Below are 15,639 nucleotides of genomic sequence, written 5' to 3'. Positions count from 1 at the left end.
ATGGTGTCGCCTGGAGAGCACCGCCGCTGGTGGCTCGTCCTGACAGTGCAGCGCCCACCAGGCCAGCGGCCGCTTGCTCCTCAAGGCTCATGTGTGGTGGCCGGAACCTGGGATGAGGGCATCACGCCGTGCATGGACAGGATGGACGTCGTAATCTCCTTGAACAGCGGGGCCGCCAGCTGCGAGCCTTGATACTCCCGCTTCGCGCCCCGAACCATAATGGCGACCGTATAGAAGGGCTGATCTGCCGGAAAAAACCCAGCGAACGTGCTGGAAAAGACGTCACGGCTGTAGCGTCCCCCCACCGCGACCTGCGCTGTTCCGGTCTTGCCCGCCACATGGTATCCAGGCGGTTCCGCCCTCATCTGAATGCCCTCGTCAATCACCGCATGCAGCAAACGCTGCATCGTCCGCGCCACCTCAGGCCGCAGGACCACCCGGGTCTGCAGGGGGTCGGTCGTCATCAGCCGTGGAGCGACATACACCCCGTCATTCGCGATGGTGTTGAAGGCGGCGGCCAATTGCACTGTAGTCATGCTCAGGCCCTGCCCGAATGACATGGTGGCCTGAGTCAGCGGGGTCCAGTTTTCTGGCGCGGCCAGCTGGCCGTCGGCCGTGGGCACAGGAAGGGACACGGGCCGGCCCAGCCCGAACGCCTGGAACGCGCGGTGGAGTGTGGTCGGCTCTACCCCTTCAATCAGGCGGGTCATCCCAACGTTGCTGGAATAGCGCAGGATTTCCCAGGTCTGCAGAGTTGGCGGATGCGCCACGATGTCATTGATAACCGTCCCAGCGTACGGACGGCGCATGGGCGTGTCGTACGCCTGCTTGGGAGAGGTGAGGTTCTCCTCCAGCAGCGCCGCCACCGTGAGGGCCTTCACCACGCTGCCCGGCTCGTACTCATCGGTCACCGCACGGTTACGCCACTGGGCTGGGCCGGTACTGGTCCAGCGCTGCGGGTCAAAGGAGGGCCAGTTGGCAACCGCGACCAGACGGCCCGTGGCCCGCTCCAGCACAACCACCGATCCAGAGTCCGCCTCCACCCGCGTCATCGCCTGACTGAGCGCGCGCTCAGTGCTGGCCTGAACCGTCCCATTCAGGGTCAGGGTCAGCGAGGTGCCGCTCCTGAGTTCAGAGTCCAGTGCGCGCTCCAATCCCTCCAGGCCACCGTCTGCGCCCGTAAAGCCAACCAGATTCGCCGCGAGCGACCCCTGCGGGTACTGCCGACCTCCAGGTGTGCTCACGGCCAGGAGCGTTCCGTCTGCAAGGTGGATCGAGCCGCGAGGCACCAGAACCTGCTTCCCCAAGGGCTCGGTCGGAACAGCCAGTTGAACGTACGCGGGCAGCAACGACGTCAACGCGAGGAAAGCGGCGGTCCACATCAGGCGCACGCGGCGGCGCTGACGGGTGGAGACAGGGAGGCGGAACAGGCGAAGACCCTTCATGGACGCGCTTAAGGTAGGCGCCGCACATTTTGTTTCTGTAAAGGCTGGACCTCTGCTCCCCGGCACATCAGAGGTCTGGAACTCCGTGGCCTCATGCAACGCGCGTCTCCTGAACCTCGCATGGATCTGTGCTCCATCCTGGGTATGATCCTATTTGTCAGCACGAATATCGACGATAGCCTCATCGTGCTGGGCTTGCTGTCAGATCCCCGCTTCCTCCCCCGGAACGTGCCTGCAGGTCAGTACCTGGGCCTTGGTCTGCTCGTACTGGCCAGTGTGCTGGCCTCACTCGCCTCCCTGGTGACCGCGCCCACTGATGTGGGCCTCCTGGGTCTGCTGCCCATCGTGCTCTGGGGGCGCAAGCTGCCGGGCCGGAGCCAGACGCGGGGGCAGCCCCAGGACGAAGAGGCCACTGAGTTCCCACCGCACACCCAGAACGGCACTGTCGATCAGATTAAAGGTATTGCAGCGGTCACGATTGCGAACGGCAGTAACAACCTCAGTCTCTACACGCCACTCTTTTCCACTAAAACCCCTGCTGAAATTGCGCTGATCACGCTTGTATTCGCAATCATGACTGCAGTGCGGGTGACGGCCGCCCATTGATTGGTCCATCACCGGACGCTGGGGGCACCTGTCCAGCGCTGGGGGCACGCGCTGATGCCGTTCATCCTCTTTGGTCTGGGCATGTTCATCCTGCATGAAGAGGCTTTTCTGAAGCTCTTGCAGAGAGGGAAGAGCGCTGGACGGTACTGGGGCGTATCAGGGCGTCAGCCTGAGGCGCCCTTGCGGCCCTTTTCCTGCCGCAGGCCGAATCAGTCGTTCCAGGTGGCGCCGCCGTCCCCCGAGCGGGACACCACACCGCTCTCGCTCACCGCGTACAACCGGTGATCACTGGCTGGATCAACTGCCACCAGTCGCGCTGCACCGGGAAACGACAGGTCTTTCCAGGTGCGGCCCTGATCCGTCGACCGTGCCACGCCTTGGGGGCCAGCCACGTACACCGCCCCGGTGACCGGGTGCACGTCCAGGTGCAGCGCACCTCTGCTGGGCCGCCGGGTCCAGGTCACGCCGTCCGGTGAGACGAGCAGGCCTCCGCTGTCCAGGGCGTACAGGGCTGGCTGCGGCCCCGCCGCGAGCGCCCACGCTCCTGTGGTCTCGGCTGACAGAAACGACCAGTTCTGGCCGTCCGTGGTGCGGTACACCCCGCGCCCCATCACGTTCGCGTACCACACCTCAGGCCGCGCCGGATCAACCGCAAAGCCGTGCAGATCACCCCCAGGGAGTGTGCCCAGCGGCAGGGGCGTCCAGGACTGCCCGAGATTCCGGCTGGTCTGCAGGACCTCGTGACCCGCCAGGATGACCGCGTCGCCAGCCTGCACCAGGGCCATGGCGTCTCCACTCCCATCGGGTTCGCTCCACGTCCGCCCACCGTTCTGACTGGCGCGCACACCCGCATGTTCACCATAGAGCAGGGTGCCGCCGACCACCCGCAAAGCGTGAAAGTCGCCGCTGAGCGGTTCTGACTGTGCGCCGCGCTGACACGCCGCCAGCAGCAAGGGGACGGCCAACACCAGTGCACGCCAGCGGGAACGGTTCGGGCGGTGAGCAGCGCAGGTCATGCGGGCCACACTACCGAGCTTCTATTTCGCTTTCGTAAAGCCTGACAGGCGGGCGAGACACCAGTGTGGGCAGGCCCAGCGTGAACGCCGCGCCTTGTCCCAGCGCCGATATCACACTCAGGTCACCGCCCATGGCCCGGGCCACCGTCAGGCCAACCCCAGTGCCCTCGCCCCGAGTCCGCGCCGCATTGGCCCGGAAGAACCGCTCAAACACCCGGTCCAGATGTTCCGGTGCAATGCCCGTGCCCTGCACAGTGATCTGGATCATGTCGCTATTGGCCTGGGTGATTACCTGGACCTGTCCGCCCGCAGCGGTGTGCCGAAGCGCATTGCTCAGCACATTCGAGAGCACTTGACCCGCGCGCTGGATCCGTCCAGGTCTCCAGCGCGTCAGGCGGCCGCTCCACGAGCGGGCCTCACTGGCTTGTCCTCGAACGGCGGCGCGTAGCTCTGCTGCGCGTGTTCCAGCAGGGAGGCCACCGACATCCGCTGCAGGTGCAGTTCCATCTGACCGGCCTCAACCCGGCTCACAAGGCTCAAGCGCACCAACCGCTTACGTGCCACGGTCTGAACGGGAGCCTGCCGCTAGACTCGCCTCATGGTGTCCATTGGCGCTCCGACGCTGACCGTGGCTTTTCTAGATGGACTGGCAAGCGCACAGGACACTCAAGGGTGGGCGGCCATATCAGGAAACGGGGCACGGTTCTTCAGGTCATGGGTGAACCCCTGTTGCCCGTCTACCCCCAGCCTGCCAACGGAGCGCCAGAAGCCCAGTCAAGACGATCACACTGAGTCTACTGATCCAATCGCCATACTGGACGTACGGCGTGAGGGTATCGACCTGGCCAAATGGCGCGCGGAAAGCCGCGCGGTCTCCCCTGGGCGCCCGCATCAGGATTCGCCCTGCTGGATCGACTGCGGCAGTGATGCCGTCATTCCCAGCGCGGAGGAGAAAACGCCCTGTCTCAATGGCGCGCAGGCGGCCCATCTGGAAGTGTTGCTCTGCGCCTAGTCCAGGGCCGAACCAAGCGTCATTCGAGATCACCACCAGCAGATTTGCACCGCTCAGCACCGCCTGACGGCTGAAGGCGGGAAAGACTGACTCGTAACAGATACTAATGCCGGCGCGCAGGTCACGCAGGGGCAGCACGGCCAGACCGGATCCCGGGACGACGCTGGTGAAGCCGGGTAGGCCCAGACGGCTGAGCACTGGCCCATACAGGCCCCTAAGCAGAGACTCGAACGGCAACTGTTCCCCGAATGGGACGAGCCGCCGCTTGTCTTGCCGGCCCGCGACTCTTCCATCAAGACCATAGGCACTGTTGCGCTGCTCTCCGGGCGTGCCCCCAGGCGCGCCGAGCACCATGGGCACCTCCAGGCGCAGCGCAGGACCAAGCACCCGCTCGTCGGTGGCCGGCAGCGGACTGGCCGTTTCCGGCCACACGACCAGGTCCGCTGGGCCTGTCTTGAGGGCGTCCGAACTCAGCGAGAGGTACAGGTCCAGTTCCTCCAGCGTCCGCCTCCTTTGTTTTTGCAGCGGATCGACCGCCCCCTGCACCAGGACTGCAGTGTTGGGGGCTGGGCGCCTGGCCATGTGCTGGGTACTCCAACTCAGGCCCAGGCCCCACAGGATGGCTGTGCTCACCCAGACCGGCCACGGCAGACGGTGCAGCCTGGCCAGCATGCTGGCCGTGAGGGTGACAAAGAAGGTCAAGAGCCCGACACCCCCAAGGGACGCCAGCTGGGCGAAAAGCGTGTCGGTGAGAGCGTAGCCTGGCGCTCCCCATGGAAATGCCAGCGGCCCGATTGTTCGCAGATGTTCCAGCACCACCCAGACGAAGGGCAGCGCCAGCAGCGTCCACCGGCCAAAGATCAGCCGGGCTGCGGCCAGTGGCGCGGCCCAGGTCAACGCTGCTGCGGGAATGACCAGCACGGTCATAACGCCTCCCAGTGGTCCAAGCACCGGCGTCATACTGACCGGCAACCACACCAAGTGCACGGCAAAAAACCCCAGGGCAAACGCAAAACCCTGCCCAAATGCGGCCCGAACACTGCTGGCCCGTTGAAGGCTCCTGTGCAGCACGGCCAGTGACCCGGCTGCCAGCACCCCGAACGCCGACGCTGGCAGGACCAACAGAGCGAGCACGACGCCAGACAGCAGGGTCGGTAACCAGAGTGGCACGCTCGGAGCGGCCAGCGAACGGCGTCCGCTCTGGGAGAGCCAGAAGTGATTCATGTCCGTCACGCTAAGGCCGCCGTATTTAAATCCTGTAAAGACCTTACCCGGTCACCCATAGACGCGGCCCGTCTCGTCACTGTGATGGTCGTGCTTGCCCGGCCTTCTGGCAGTGGTCGAAGGCACCCTTGATGGGCTCTGCGTCTTCGTAGACGCCCAGACTGCGTTTCACTGACCCGTTCATTTCGCCACCCTGAGCGTGGCCCAGAGGTGGGGCGTGGCAAACAGGGCTGACGTCGCCACCCGCCGCCGTCAGGAGACGTGCGGCCAGTCGGCGCAGAGCCAGTTAGAGGGGGCGGGCAATGGCCTCAACGGCGTGAAGGCCGTGCCCGAACCGCGCCATGGCGTCCCGGTGCCGCTCCTATTCGCTGTATGGCAAATACCGCATGTGAAGGTGACTCACTGCCTGGAAGGCTGGTCGCTGGATCTGTTCACGGACGTCCGCCTCACGGCTGTCTGGGGCCACCAGATACAGGCCGTTGACGGCCCGTTCTGGAGCCCCAAGGGCCAGATCCAGCAGCCGGACTATGCCGGAGTAAATCGAGGTGGTGTGCTCAACCTCGAAGGCTGCCGCAGGGCTCAGCGTCGCCCGTTCAAACCAGACCACATCAATCAGCCGGACAGCATCTGCCCCCGCAGTTCCCGCCATCCCCGGCGGCAGCGTCTCGAGGCACCCATCGCTCAGTCGGCCATGACCGTATGGCCGTGATCGGTCGTTCGCCGCGATCCAGACCTCGAATCCCAGTGCCAGACCCAGGTCGCGCAACCAGCCTTGGATCTGCGCGTGGGTTTGATCCTGAGCCTGGGCGCTGTTCTGCGCCCTCCGGACGGCCCTGCTCTCCTCCCGGACCTGTTCGAGGTCAGCTTGCCAAGCCTTAAAGCCCGGCGTATCCCCGTGCTGGGGCGTGCAGCTGCTGTTGTTCAATACCACGGATACCGCCCTGCGCCTGCGTGATCAGGGCCAGCTAGGCCAACCATCCGCTTGGTACAAAGTCCTGAAGATCCCTCGCCTCTCCCAGATGGTCTACCCGAACGGCGGCCCGGTCTGGTGCAGCCCCACGAGTGTCAGCATGCTTCTGGGATTCTGGAAGCGGCCTGTGCGAGTCCCTGACGCGGCGAAGGCGACGTATGACGCCACATACGAGGGTTTCGGAAACTGGCCATTCAATACGGCCTGCGCGGCCACGCAGGGCCTCCAGGCGTTCGTCACCCGGATGGGCAGCCTGCGGGATGCCGAAGCCTACCTCCAGGGAGGCGTGCCCCTGGCGCTCAGCCTGCGCTTAAAAGCCGGCGAGCTACCGGGTGCGCCTCTCTCCTGGTCTGACGGCCACCTCCTCGTGCTGATCGGCTTTGATGCCCAGGGCAACCCGGTGGTCAATGATCCTGCCGCCCAGAGCGATGCCGACGTGCAGCGCACGTACCCCCGGGCCACCTTTGAGCGCCTGTGGCTCAATCACGCGGGTGGTCTGGCGTACATGATGGCCCCCCGAGTGAACTGATCTCTCCTGCGCGGGCCGGTGTGGAGAACAGTCAACCAGGTGTTCAGCCGCCTGGCCCGGCGGCGCTTTACACGAGCTTTACAGCGCGGCAGTACCGTGGGCGGACGTTTCCCGCTCCTCACCCGATGGAGGTTTGCATGCTTCACGTCCGTCTCGCCCTTCTGATCGCTGCGTTCAGTGCTGTGGCCACCGCCCAGGGCGCCGATCACCCCCTGTCCATCGAGCGCATGCGCGCCCGCACCTACCCCGGCAGCGCGCTCACCACCCAGCAGACCCTCGCCCCCGGCGCGAACTACACCCGGCGCGTCGTGTCCTACCAGTCCGACGGCCTGCGCATCAACGCCCTGCTCACCGTGCCCACCGGCACGCCTCCCAAAGGCGGCTGGCCCGCCATCGTGTTCAACCACGGCTACATTCCGCCGAACGAGTACCGCACCACCGAGCGGTACGTCGCGTACGTGGACGCCTTCGCGCGCGCCGGTTTCGTGGTGCTCAAACCCGACTACCGGGGCCACGGGAGCTCCCAGGGCCAGCCGGCCGGCACCTCGTACTGGTCCCCCGAGTACACCACCGACGTGCTGAACGCCGCGTCCTCCCTGAAAACCCTCAAGGGCGTGAACAAGGCCCGCCTGGGCATGTGGGGCCACTCCATGGGCGGCCACATCACCCTGCGCGCCATGGTCGTGAGCCCAGACATTAAAGCTGGCGTGATCTGGGCGGGTGTGGTCGGCCCGTACGACCTGCTCTTCAAAGACCTCCCGCAATGGGGCCGCGGCGACCCGAACGACCCGCGCGCCCGGTTGCTCGCGGCCCTCGGCCGCCCCGAGCGCAACCCGGCCGCCTACCGGGCCATCTCCCCGAATTCCTACCTGGCGGACCTCAAGGGCCGGCCCCTCCAGCTGCACCACGCGACCGGAGATACGCACGTGCCCTACCGTCTGTCGCAGTCGCTCGCCAGTGGCCTGAAAGCCGCCGGGCAACCCGTGACCTTCTACACGTACGCAGGCGACAACCACGACCTCAGCCGCAACCTGAAAGCGGCGCTGGACCGGTCCATCGCCTTTTTCAAGACGCACCTGTGATCCCCTGTGAGGCAACCATGACCCTGACGCCCCTGCACCGCGCCCTCCTGCTGAGCGCCGCCCTGCTCACCAGCGTGGCGGGCGCGTACACCGTGAAACCCGGCGACACCCTCTTCAGTCTCGCGCGGACCGCTGGCACCACGGTCGCGGAACTCGTGCGGCTCAACGGCCTGAGCACCACCACCCTGGAGGTCGGGCAAACCCTGCGCCTTCCGGGTGAACCGGCGGCGTCCGCGTCGCCGGCGCCTGCCTCGCCCTTGCCCCCCACACCGGCCCTGCCCGGCGTGAACGTCACCGCGCCGACCACCCTGCGCATGGGGGAAGCCTTTACGCTGCGCCTCACCGGCCCCCGCGCCGCGCAGGCCCGCGTCCACTTCCCCAGTGAAGTGGGCGAGGACGTGCGCCTGCCCGCCGAGCGCCTCACGCCCGTCCCGACTGGCAACGGCACCTTCCTCGTGCTAGGCCGGGTGCTGCTGGGCAAAGCCACGCCGCTGATCTACGAGATCGAGCTGGACGGGCAGGTGCTCCGGCGCAGCCTCCCCGTGGCGGGCCTGCCCCAGCCGGTCCAGCGCCTGAACCTCCCGCCCAGCATCAGCGGCAAACTGCAGGACCCGGCACGGGCCGCGGAGGACGCTGCGGTGGAGCGTGCGTACGCCCTGCGGACCCCGCCCGTCTGGACGAAGCCGTTTCAGGACGCCGTGCAGGTCCGCGCACAGAGCAGTGCGTTCGGGCAGCCGCGCACCTACGTGGCGGGCGGCCCGGTGCAGTACCACTACGGCACCGATTACCGTGCCCCGGCGGGCACCACGGTCAGTGCGGTCAATGACGGCACGGTCGTCATGGCCTGCATGTACCCCGTGCGCGGCGGGCTGGTCATCTTGGACCACGGCGCCGGCGTGACCAGCCTGTACTTTCACCAGCGCCGGGTCACGGTGAAGGTGGGGCAGAAGGTCAGCCGCGGCGACAAGATCGGGGAAGTGGGCAGCACCGGGCTGAGCACCGGCCCGCACCTGCACCTGGAGATGCGGGTGCGCGGGGAAGGCACGGACCCGGCCGGGTGGATCAACCGTCTCTGGCCGAGATAAGCGGGGCCCAAATGCCGGCCTGAAGGAACAGGCCGGCACCGAATGGGTGGGCATGGTGTGCTGCGGGCCGTACCGAGCCAGACGCTGCAGGTTCAGTGGTGTGGAGATTCAAGGGCCGCGCGGGGCTCGGCGTTTCAGCACGGGCCAGCCTGACTCTGGACAGGGGAACGCGCCCCAGTGGCGGTCAACCCTGCCCCACCAGCATCAACTCAGCAGCGCTTGCAGTTTGGGCCGCTGCTGGTCGAAGGTGCCGTAGAAGAACTGTTCACCAACAACGGTAATGGGCGCGACCCGGACGCCGTACCGAGCTTTGGCTTCCTCAGCGACGGCCGGGTTCGTCAGGTCGCGTTCTTCAAACGCGACGCCGTGCCGGTCAAACCAGCGCCGCAGCGCGTGGCAGTCGGGGCAGGTGGGTGTGGCATACAGGATGACGTGCGGCATGGGCAGCCTCGCAGGAACACCGGGGCGAACCCATGGGCTCGTCCCGGAGCGGGAGGGCGGAGGTGGTCAGCGGCCGTGAACAGGCAACGACGGGAAAAGGGCAAGCGGACCGCCGCGTTCTGGATGTGATCTGGGTCCGTCAGCAGCGGCTGGCCAACGGCGCGTCATTCACCCTGGCAACCTTACAGGGGGTTTGCCGTCACTCAGATGTACTTGAGCACGTCCATGAGCTCGTCCACCATGTCCTGGGCGTCACCACGGGTGGCGGCGGTCGCCACATGCGCTTCGAGATGCCCGCGCAGGACCACGCTGGCCGCGCCGTCAAGTGCGCCCTGCACGGCCTTGATCTGCCGCAGCACGTCCACGCAGTAGATGTTGGGATCTTCCAGGGAGCGGCGGATGCTTTCCAGGTGACCGCGGGCGATGGCGAGACGACGCGCGGCGCGCTGGCGACTGTCTTCGGGCATGCAGAGATGCGGGCTCGCGTGACAGGCTTCCCCCTCAGGGGGATGGGGCGCAGGCGGCCTGGCGGTCATCGCCCTGGGCATTACTGAGGGGAAACGGCCGCGCCGTACCCTTCGTCCTGCACGGCGGTGATCAGGTGCTGCGCGTCGGCGCTGCCCTGCACAACGGCCTTGCCGGTCTTGAGGTCCACCTGGGCGTCCGTGACGCCGGGCACGCTTTTCAGGGCGCTGGCGACGCCGCTCTGGCAGTGGCCGCAGGTCATGCCGGTGATGGTCAATTTAATCTGGTTCATGGTCTTCCTCCGACCCCTAAGCTATACCCTCCCCCCTGGGGTGTCAAGCGAACTGGAGAGAAGAGAGCCCAAAACACAGGCTTTTACTAGCAGTATCTTGCATTCCCCCTCCCTCAGGGTCTATGCTGCCCTCAGAAAGAACCCCCCTGGGGGGGATTGGAGGAATCCTGATGAACACCATCGAGCTCGGCATTCAAGGCATGACCTGCGCCAGTTGCGTGGGCCGCGTCGAACGCGGCCTGAAGAAGGTGGACGGCGTCCAAGACGCCACCGTGAACCTTGCCACTGAGCGCGCCACCGTGACCTACGACCCTGCCCTCACCGGCCCGGACGCCCTGCTGGCCAAGATCAAGGACGTTGGCTACGAGCCCCTCGTCAGCACCACCGAACTCGGCATTCAGGGCATGACCTGCGCGAGCTGCGTCGGCCGGGTCGAGCGCGCCCTGAAGAAGGTGGACGGCGTTCTGAGCGCCAGCGTCAACCTCGCCACCGAACGCGCCAGCGTGACCTACCTGCCCTCCAGCGTCAGCCCCGGGCAGCTCAAGGCCGCCATCCGCGAAGCGGGCTATGAGGTCCTGGAAGCGCAAGCCGGCCTCAGCCGTGAAGATCAGGAGCGCGAAGCGCGCGCCCAGGAAGTCGACCACCTGCGCCGCCAGGTGCTGTTCAGCACGGTCTTCGCGCTCCCCCTCCTGCTGATTGCCATGGTGCCCATGGTCATCCCGGCCGTGAACGACTGGCTGATGGCCACCTTCGGGCACGGCGTCATGGGCACCCTGAACTGGGTCATGCTCGCCCTCGCCCTGCCCATCCAGTTTGGTCCCGGACGGCGCTTCTACCGGCTGGGCTGGAAGAGCCTGAAGAACAGATCCCCCGACATGAACGCCCTGGTGATGATCGGCACCACCGCCGCGTTCGTGTACTCGCTGGTGGCCACCGTCGCCCCCGGCATCTTCCCGGACGGCACCGCGCACGTGTATTACGAAGCCTCGGGGGTCGTGATCACCCTGATCCTGCTCGGCAAGTTCTTTGAAGCCGTCGCCAAGGGCCGTTCCAGCGAAGCCATGAAGAAACTGCTGAGCCTGCAGGCCAAAACCGCCCGCGTCGTGCGGGGCGGTCAGGAACTTGAGGTGTCCACGGACGAGGTGCTGGTCGGTGACCTGATCTCGGTTCGCCCGGGCGAGAAGATCCCGGTCGACGGGGAAGTCGTCAGCGGCAACTCCTTCGTGGACGAGAGCATGATCACCGGTGAGCCCGTGCCGGTCAGCAAGCAGACCGGCGCCCCCGTTGTGGGCGGCACCATCAACCAGAACGGCGCCCTGAGCTTCCGCGCCACGAAAATTGGCGCCGACACCGCCCTGGCCCAGATCATCAAACTCGTGGAAACCGCGCAGGGCAGCAAACCCCCCATCCAGGGTCTTGCGGATAGGGTTGTCGCCGTCTTCGTCCCCGTCGTGCTGGGCATCGCGGCCCTGACCTTCCTGCTCTGGCTGATCTTCGGTGGGCAGACGGCACTCTCCTTCGCCCTGATCACCACGGTTGCGGTCCTGATCATCGCCTGCCCCTGCGCCATGGGCCTGGCCACGCCCACCAGCATCATGGTGGGCACCGGCAAGGCGGCCGAGCTGGGCGTCCTTTTTAAAGGCGGTGGCGCCCTGGAAGGGCTGCAGGACGTGCAGGTCGTCGCGGTGGACAAGACCGGCACGCTGACCAAAGGCAAGCCTGAACTGACCGACCTGGTGACAACAGACACCTTTATCCGCACCGACGTCCTGCGCCTGGTCGCCGCAGCGGAAGCGCAGAGTGAGCACCCCATTGCCCGCGCCATCGTGGACGCCGCGAAAACAGAAGGCATTGCTCTGGTGCAGCCCGAGCACTTCGAAGCGGTCCCTGGATTCGGCCTGGACGCGCGGGTGGATGGCCACCTGGTGCAAGTGGGCGCCGACCGGTACATGACCCGCCTAGGCCTGGACACGGCCGCCTTCACGGCGCAGGCCGAACGGCTGGGCGATGAAGGCAAGAGCCCGCTGTTCGCGGCGATTGACGGTCAGCTCGCGGCCGTGATCGCGGTGGCCGATCCCATCAAGGACGGGAGTCTGGAGGCGGTGCGCGCCCTGCACGCCCAGGGCCTGAAGGTCGCCATGATCACTGGGGACAACACCCGCACCGCGCATGCGATTGCCCGGCAGCTGGGCATCGATGAAGTGCTGGCCGAAGTGCTGCCCAGCGGGAAGAGTGAAGCGGTGAAGGCCCTGCAGGCTGGAGGCCAGAAGGTCGCTTTTGTCGGAGACGGCATCAATGACGCGCCGGCCCTCGCCCAGGCGGACGTGGGCCTGGCCATCGGCACTGGGACGGACGTGGCTGTGGAAACCGCCGACGTGATCCTCATGAGCGGCGACCTGCGCGGCGTGCCGAATGCCTTCGCCCTGAGCCGCGCCACGCTGCGGAACATCAAGCTCAACCTCTTCTGGGCCTTCGCCTACAACATCATCCTGATTCCCGTTGCCGCTGGCGTGCTGTACCCCGCCTTTGGCCTCCTCCTCAGTCCCGTGCTCGCAGCCGCCGCGATGGGCTTTTCCAGCGTGTTCGTGCTGACCAACGCCCTGCGCCTGCGCGGCTTCCGCCCACCCGTGAACCCCGACCCCGCCCCGGTTCGTGCCGGGACGGTGAGGGCTGCGTCCGCCTGAACGGAGGTGACGTGCCATGGCGAAACTGAAGGTCGCGGCCCTGATGCAGCATTTGCGGCGGCATGCCAAGCACGCCCAGTGCCGGCGCAGCTTCCTGGAGCGGGCCCAGATGCGCGCCGCGGTGGACGCCGAGCAGGGCCTGACGTTTCTGGGGGTCGGCAGTTCCTGCGGGAAACCCGCGTTCGCCCTGCCGTACCCGCTGACCTGGACCGAGGCGGCGCTGGACCGACTCGAGCACCTGGCCGAGCAGCACTTCTGTTACGTCGAGTATGGCCAGCTCGCGCACCTCAAACGGCGGGTGGACGACCGCGAACTGCTCGCCGTGCAGGACTGGACGCCGTTCGGGGTGGTGTACGTGCGGGCGGAGTACCCCCTCGCGGACACGTTGCTGCGCGACCTGACCGTTACCCTTCAGCCGGAGGACACTCCGGAGAGCACCGCGCCGTGACGCCACACCGCCCGACCCTTGCCCTCCCCCTTCTTCCCTGGAGATTCGTATGCCCAAATTGACGGTTGGCCCCTGGATTGCTGCTCAGAAACTCCCCAGCCGGGACGTGGCCCGTGACCGCTTCGCCTTCCTGGACCGCACCCGCCTGCGGGACGAGACCCCCACCGTGGCTGGCCTGCCGCTGGTTGGCATGGGCGGCTCATGCGGCAAGCCCTGCTTCGCCCTCCCGTTCGTGCTGACCTGGACGGACGAGAACACCCGCGCGTTAGAAGAAGTCGGACGCACGTACGGCTGTTACGTCGAGTACGGCCTGTACCCGCACCTGAAGCTGCACGACAATGATCAGGAGGTGGCGGCCGTGCAGGACTGGACCACGTTTGGCATGGTGTACCTGCGCCCGGGGTACGAGAAGGCTGAGGAACTGCTCACCGACCTCGTGCGTGCCCTGAGCCCCGCCTAAACGTCACGCCGGATGCCGCCCGCCGCGTGCGGGCGGCGTTCTTTTTGGTGCTCGCAAGCATAAACCCACGCCCAACGCCGCTGGCCCTGAGGGCACCGCGCTCCTCAGGCGCCCAGGCCACACTGGGGCATGACGCGTCGCTGGTGGCTGATCCTGGGGGCGGGGTGGAGCTGGGGCGTGGCCAGCGCCCAGCCCGCGAGCGTGACCTTGAAGAACATCCGGCATGACTATCAGGCGCTGAACAACTGCGCGCCGGTCACGGCCATGACCCTGCTGGGGTATTACGGCGCCTCGGTCACGCAGGCGCAGGCGGCCGCCGTGATGAAGGATTACCCCGGTGATCCGCAGGTCACCAGTCTTGAGCTGGCCCGCTACCTGGGCCGCGCGGGGCTGCAGAGCGTCATCCGCTACGCCGGGGACGCCGAACAGCTGCGGTCACTGGTGGCGGCGGGGTTTCCCGTGGTGCTGCAGCAGCGGCTCCAGCGGGGCAGCAACGTGGCGCATTTCCGCACGGTGTACGGGTACAGCGCGGGCCAGTTCCTGATCAGTGATCCGCTGCTCGGGCCGTCCCTGCGGCTCAGTGCCCAGCGACTCACCGAGCTGTGGGCGTACTACAACGGGGAGTACCTGGTGGCGTTTCCCCCCGCGCGGGCTGGGGAGGTGCAGCGCCTTCTGGGCAGCGATTACAGCGCCGCCGCAAACTGGCAGCACCTCCGGGCACATGGGGAGCAGGATGTCAAAGCGCGCCCGCGTGACCCGTACGCCTGGTGGGGGCTGGCCAAGGCCACCTTGCGCCTGGGCGACGCCGCGCTGGCGTCGGATTATTTTGAGCGGGCCGTGAACCTGGGGGTGCCCACCATGTACTACCTGTACCGCCAGGAAGCGTTCGAGGCCTGGACGCAGGCGGGACGGCACAGCCGGACCCTGAGCGTCACGCAGCGGGCCCTCCAGGCATTTCCTCGCAGCAAGGAACTGCAGTATTTCCGCACCCTGGCTGGCAGAGCGGTGGGACAATCGGGCGGCTGAGGACCGCAGCAGTGGGGCTTGGCCGCCTGTGTCCGCCCGGGCCTTAATGGTCCGCGCGGTCATCAAATCTTTACAGAAACTTTATAAACGGCCGGTACGGTGGCCCGGATGTGGCGTTCTTTGCTCCTCACCCTGGGCCTCGCCGCCCTGAGTCTCTCCACCGCTGCGACCGTGACGGTCAAGCCCGGCGACACGCTGTACGGCATTGCCCAGCGGCAGGGCGTGACCCTGGACGCCTTGCTGGCGAAAAATAAAGGCGTCAACCCGCAATTGGCCCTGAAGGTCGGGCAGGTGCTGCAACTGCCAGCGCGGCTTGGCACCGCCCGCGTCGCCACCACCACGAATGGGATCGTCGTCCGCCCGGCGGGCATCCGCGTGACCGCCGTGCTGCCCGTGCAGGGCCGGCTGACCAGCCCGTATTCGCCCGCGCACCTGGGCCTGGATCTGGCGGCGCCCGCCGGGACACCGTTTGTGGCGGCCCGCGCAGGCCGCGTGACCGAGTCCCGGTTTGACGCAGGGACCGGCTGGGGCTGGACGATCGTGCTGGACCACGGGGACGGCATGACGACGCGCTACAGCCACAACAGCGCCAACCTCGTGCGGGTAGGGCAGGTGGTGGAGACCGGGCAGGTGATCGGCCGGGTGGGCAGCACCGGCAACAGCACGGGACCGCACCTGGACTTCCGCGTGATGGTGGACGGCAACGTCGTCAACCCCATGGGCCTGTACTGAGCGGCGCCCGTGGAGAGGGAAGGCCATGCGCCTTCCCCCTTCAGGGTTTCTTGAGGCGCGCCGCCAACTTTACAGAAGCTGAACACGCGCGGCCCAGGGTGAAAGCGCCCTCTCCCCCGGGA

Annotated in this window: 17 protein-coding genes; 9 read left to right on the top strand and 8 right to left on the bottom strand. The window is 66.7% G+C overall.

Going from position 1 to position 15,639, the window contains the following annotated elements; all coding sequences use genetic code 11:
• Positions 1-80 precede the first annotated feature (80 nt).
• Complete coding sequence (locus K7W41_RS19505) at positions 81-1,445, bottom strand: peptidoglycan D,D-transpeptidase FtsI family protein (RefSeq protein WP_224611932.1); 1,365 nt, start codon at positions 1,443-1,445, stop codon at positions 81-83.
• A gap of 144 nt (positions 1,446-1,589) precedes the next feature.
• Between K7W41_RS19505 and K7W41_RS19500 the strand changes: the two genes are divergently transcribed.
• Positions 1,590-2,051 carry a cadmium resistance transporter gene (locus tag K7W41_RS19500; protein WP_224611931.1) on the top strand — a complete coding sequence of 154 codons (462 nt, stop codon included), beginning with the start codon at positions 1,590-1,592 and terminating at the stop codon, positions 2,049-2,051.
• A 209-nt stretch (positions 2,052-2,260) separates the two neighbouring features.
• On the opposite strand, the gene K7W41_RS19495 is transcribed toward K7W41_RS19500, so the two are convergent.
• From K7W41_RS19495 to K7W41_RS19480, 4 genes are all read right to left on the bottom strand, one after another.
• Positions 2,261-3,019 (bottom strand): sialidase family protein, encoded by a 759-nt coding sequence (locus tag K7W41_RS19495; protein ID WP_224611930.1) that lies wholly within the window; start codon positions 3,017-3,019, stop codon positions 2,261-2,263.
• Positions 3,020-3,077: 58 nt separating this feature from the next.
• Complete coding sequence (locus tag K7W41_RS19490) at positions 3,078-3,437, bottom strand: sensor histidine kinase (RefSeq protein WP_380059074.1); 360 nt, start codon at positions 3,435-3,437, stop codon at positions 3,078-3,080.
• Between the two features lie 342 nt (positions 3,438-3,779).
• Complete coding sequence (lnt, locus tag K7W41_RS19485) at positions 3,780-5,303, bottom strand: apolipoprotein N-acyltransferase (protein WP_224611928.1); 1,524 nt, start codon at positions 5,301-5,303, stop codon at positions 3,780-3,782.
• 361 nt (positions 5,304-5,664) lie between these two features.
• Positions 5,665-6,234, bottom strand: a complete 570-nt coding sequence (locus tag K7W41_RS19480; RefSeq protein WP_224611927.1) for a hypothetical protein — start codon at positions 6,232-6,234, stop codon at positions 5,665-5,667.
• On the opposite strand from K7W41_RS19480, the gene K7W41_RS19475 reads away from it, so the two are divergent.
• The 3 genes from K7W41_RS19475 (at position 6,209) to K7W41_RS19465 (ending at position 8,969) form a co-directional block, all read left to right on the top strand.
• Positions 6,209-6,802 carry a peptidase C39 family protein gene (locus K7W41_RS19475; protein ID WP_318010925.1) on the top strand — a complete coding sequence of 198 codons (594 nt, stop codon included), beginning with the start codon at positions 6,209-6,211 and terminating at the stop codon, positions 6,800-6,802. The genes K7W41_RS19480 and K7W41_RS19475 overlap by 26 nt on opposite strands.
• Before the next feature lie 137 nt (positions 6,803-6,939).
• The gene (locus K7W41_RS19470; protein WP_224611926.1) at positions 6,940-7,884 is read left to right on the top strand and encodes an alpha/beta hydrolase family protein; all 945 of its coding nucleotides are present in this window, start codon (positions 6,940-6,942) and stop codon (positions 7,882-7,884) included.
• Between the two features lie 17 nt (positions 7,885-7,901).
• Complete coding sequence (locus K7W41_RS19465; RefSeq protein ID WP_224611925.1) at positions 7,902-8,969, top strand: LysM peptidoglycan-binding domain-containing M23 family metallopeptidase; 1,068 nt, start codon at positions 7,902-7,904, stop codon at positions 8,967-8,969.
• Between the two features lie 204 nt (positions 8,970-9,173).
• Here K7W41_RS19465 and K7W41_RS19460 read toward each other — a convergent pair whose 3' ends face one another.
• From K7W41_RS19460 to K7W41_RS19450, 3 genes are all read right to left on the bottom strand, one after another.
• Positions 9,174-9,410, bottom strand: a complete 237-nt coding sequence (locus K7W41_RS19460; RefSeq protein WP_055362854.1) for a glutaredoxin family protein — start codon at positions 9,408-9,410, stop codon at positions 9,174-9,176.
• Between the two features lie 203 nt (positions 9,411-9,613).
• Positions 9,614-9,958: a metal-sensitive transcriptional regulator gene (locus K7W41_RS19455; RefSeq protein WP_380059069.1), complete on the bottom strand. Its 345-nt coding sequence runs from the start codon at positions 9,956-9,958 to the stop codon at positions 9,614-9,616.
• Positions 9,958-10,167, bottom strand: coding sequence for a CopZ family metallochaperone (locus K7W41_RS19450; protein ID WP_224611923.1), 210 nt, complete (start codon positions 10,165-10,167; stop codon positions 9,958-9,960). Before K7W41_RS19450 ends, K7W41_RS19455 begins: the two co-directional genes overlap by 1 nt.
• Positions 10,168-10,334: 167 nt before the next feature.
• On the opposite strand from K7W41_RS19450, the gene K7W41_RS19445 reads away from it, so the two are divergent.
• The 5 genes from K7W41_RS19445 (at position 10,335) to K7W41_RS19425 (ending at position 15,517) form a co-directional block, all read left to right on the top strand.
• A complete protein-coding gene (locus tag K7W41_RS19445; RefSeq protein WP_318010928.1) occupies positions 10,335-12,851 on the top strand; it encodes a heavy metal translocating P-type ATPase in 2,517 nt (838 codons plus the stop codon).
• Between the two features lie 16 nt (positions 12,852-12,867).
• Positions 12,868-13,299 carry a hypothetical protein gene (locus K7W41_RS19440; RefSeq protein WP_224611921.1) on the top strand — a complete coding sequence of 144 codons (432 nt, stop codon included), beginning with the start codon at positions 12,868-12,870 and terminating at the stop codon, positions 13,297-13,299.
• A 49-nt stretch (positions 13,300-13,348) separates the two neighbouring features.
• Positions 13,349-13,759 (top strand): hypothetical protein, encoded by a 411-nt coding sequence (locus tag K7W41_RS19435; protein ID WP_224611920.1) that lies wholly within the window; start codon positions 13,349-13,351, stop codon positions 13,757-13,759.
• 129 nt (positions 13,760-13,888) lie between these two features.
• Complete coding sequence (locus K7W41_RS19430) at positions 13,889-14,785, top strand: C39 family peptidase (protein WP_224611919.1); 897 nt, start codon at positions 13,889-13,891, stop codon at positions 14,783-14,785.
• A 108-nt stretch (positions 14,786-14,893) separates the two neighbouring features.
• Positions 14,894-15,517: a M23 family metallopeptidase gene (locus tag K7W41_RS19425; RefSeq protein WP_224611918.1), complete on the top strand. Its 624-nt coding sequence runs from the start codon at positions 14,894-14,896 to the stop codon at positions 15,515-15,517.
• Positions 15,518-15,639 lie beyond the last annotated feature (122 nt).

Source organism: Deinococcus multiflagellatus (assembly GCF_020166415.1).
Classification (GTDB): domain Bacteria; phylum Deinococcota; class Deinococci; order Deinococcales; family Deinococcaceae; genus Deinococcus; species Deinococcus multiflagellatus.
This window is presented reverse-complemented; position numbering and strand designations above follow the sequence as displayed.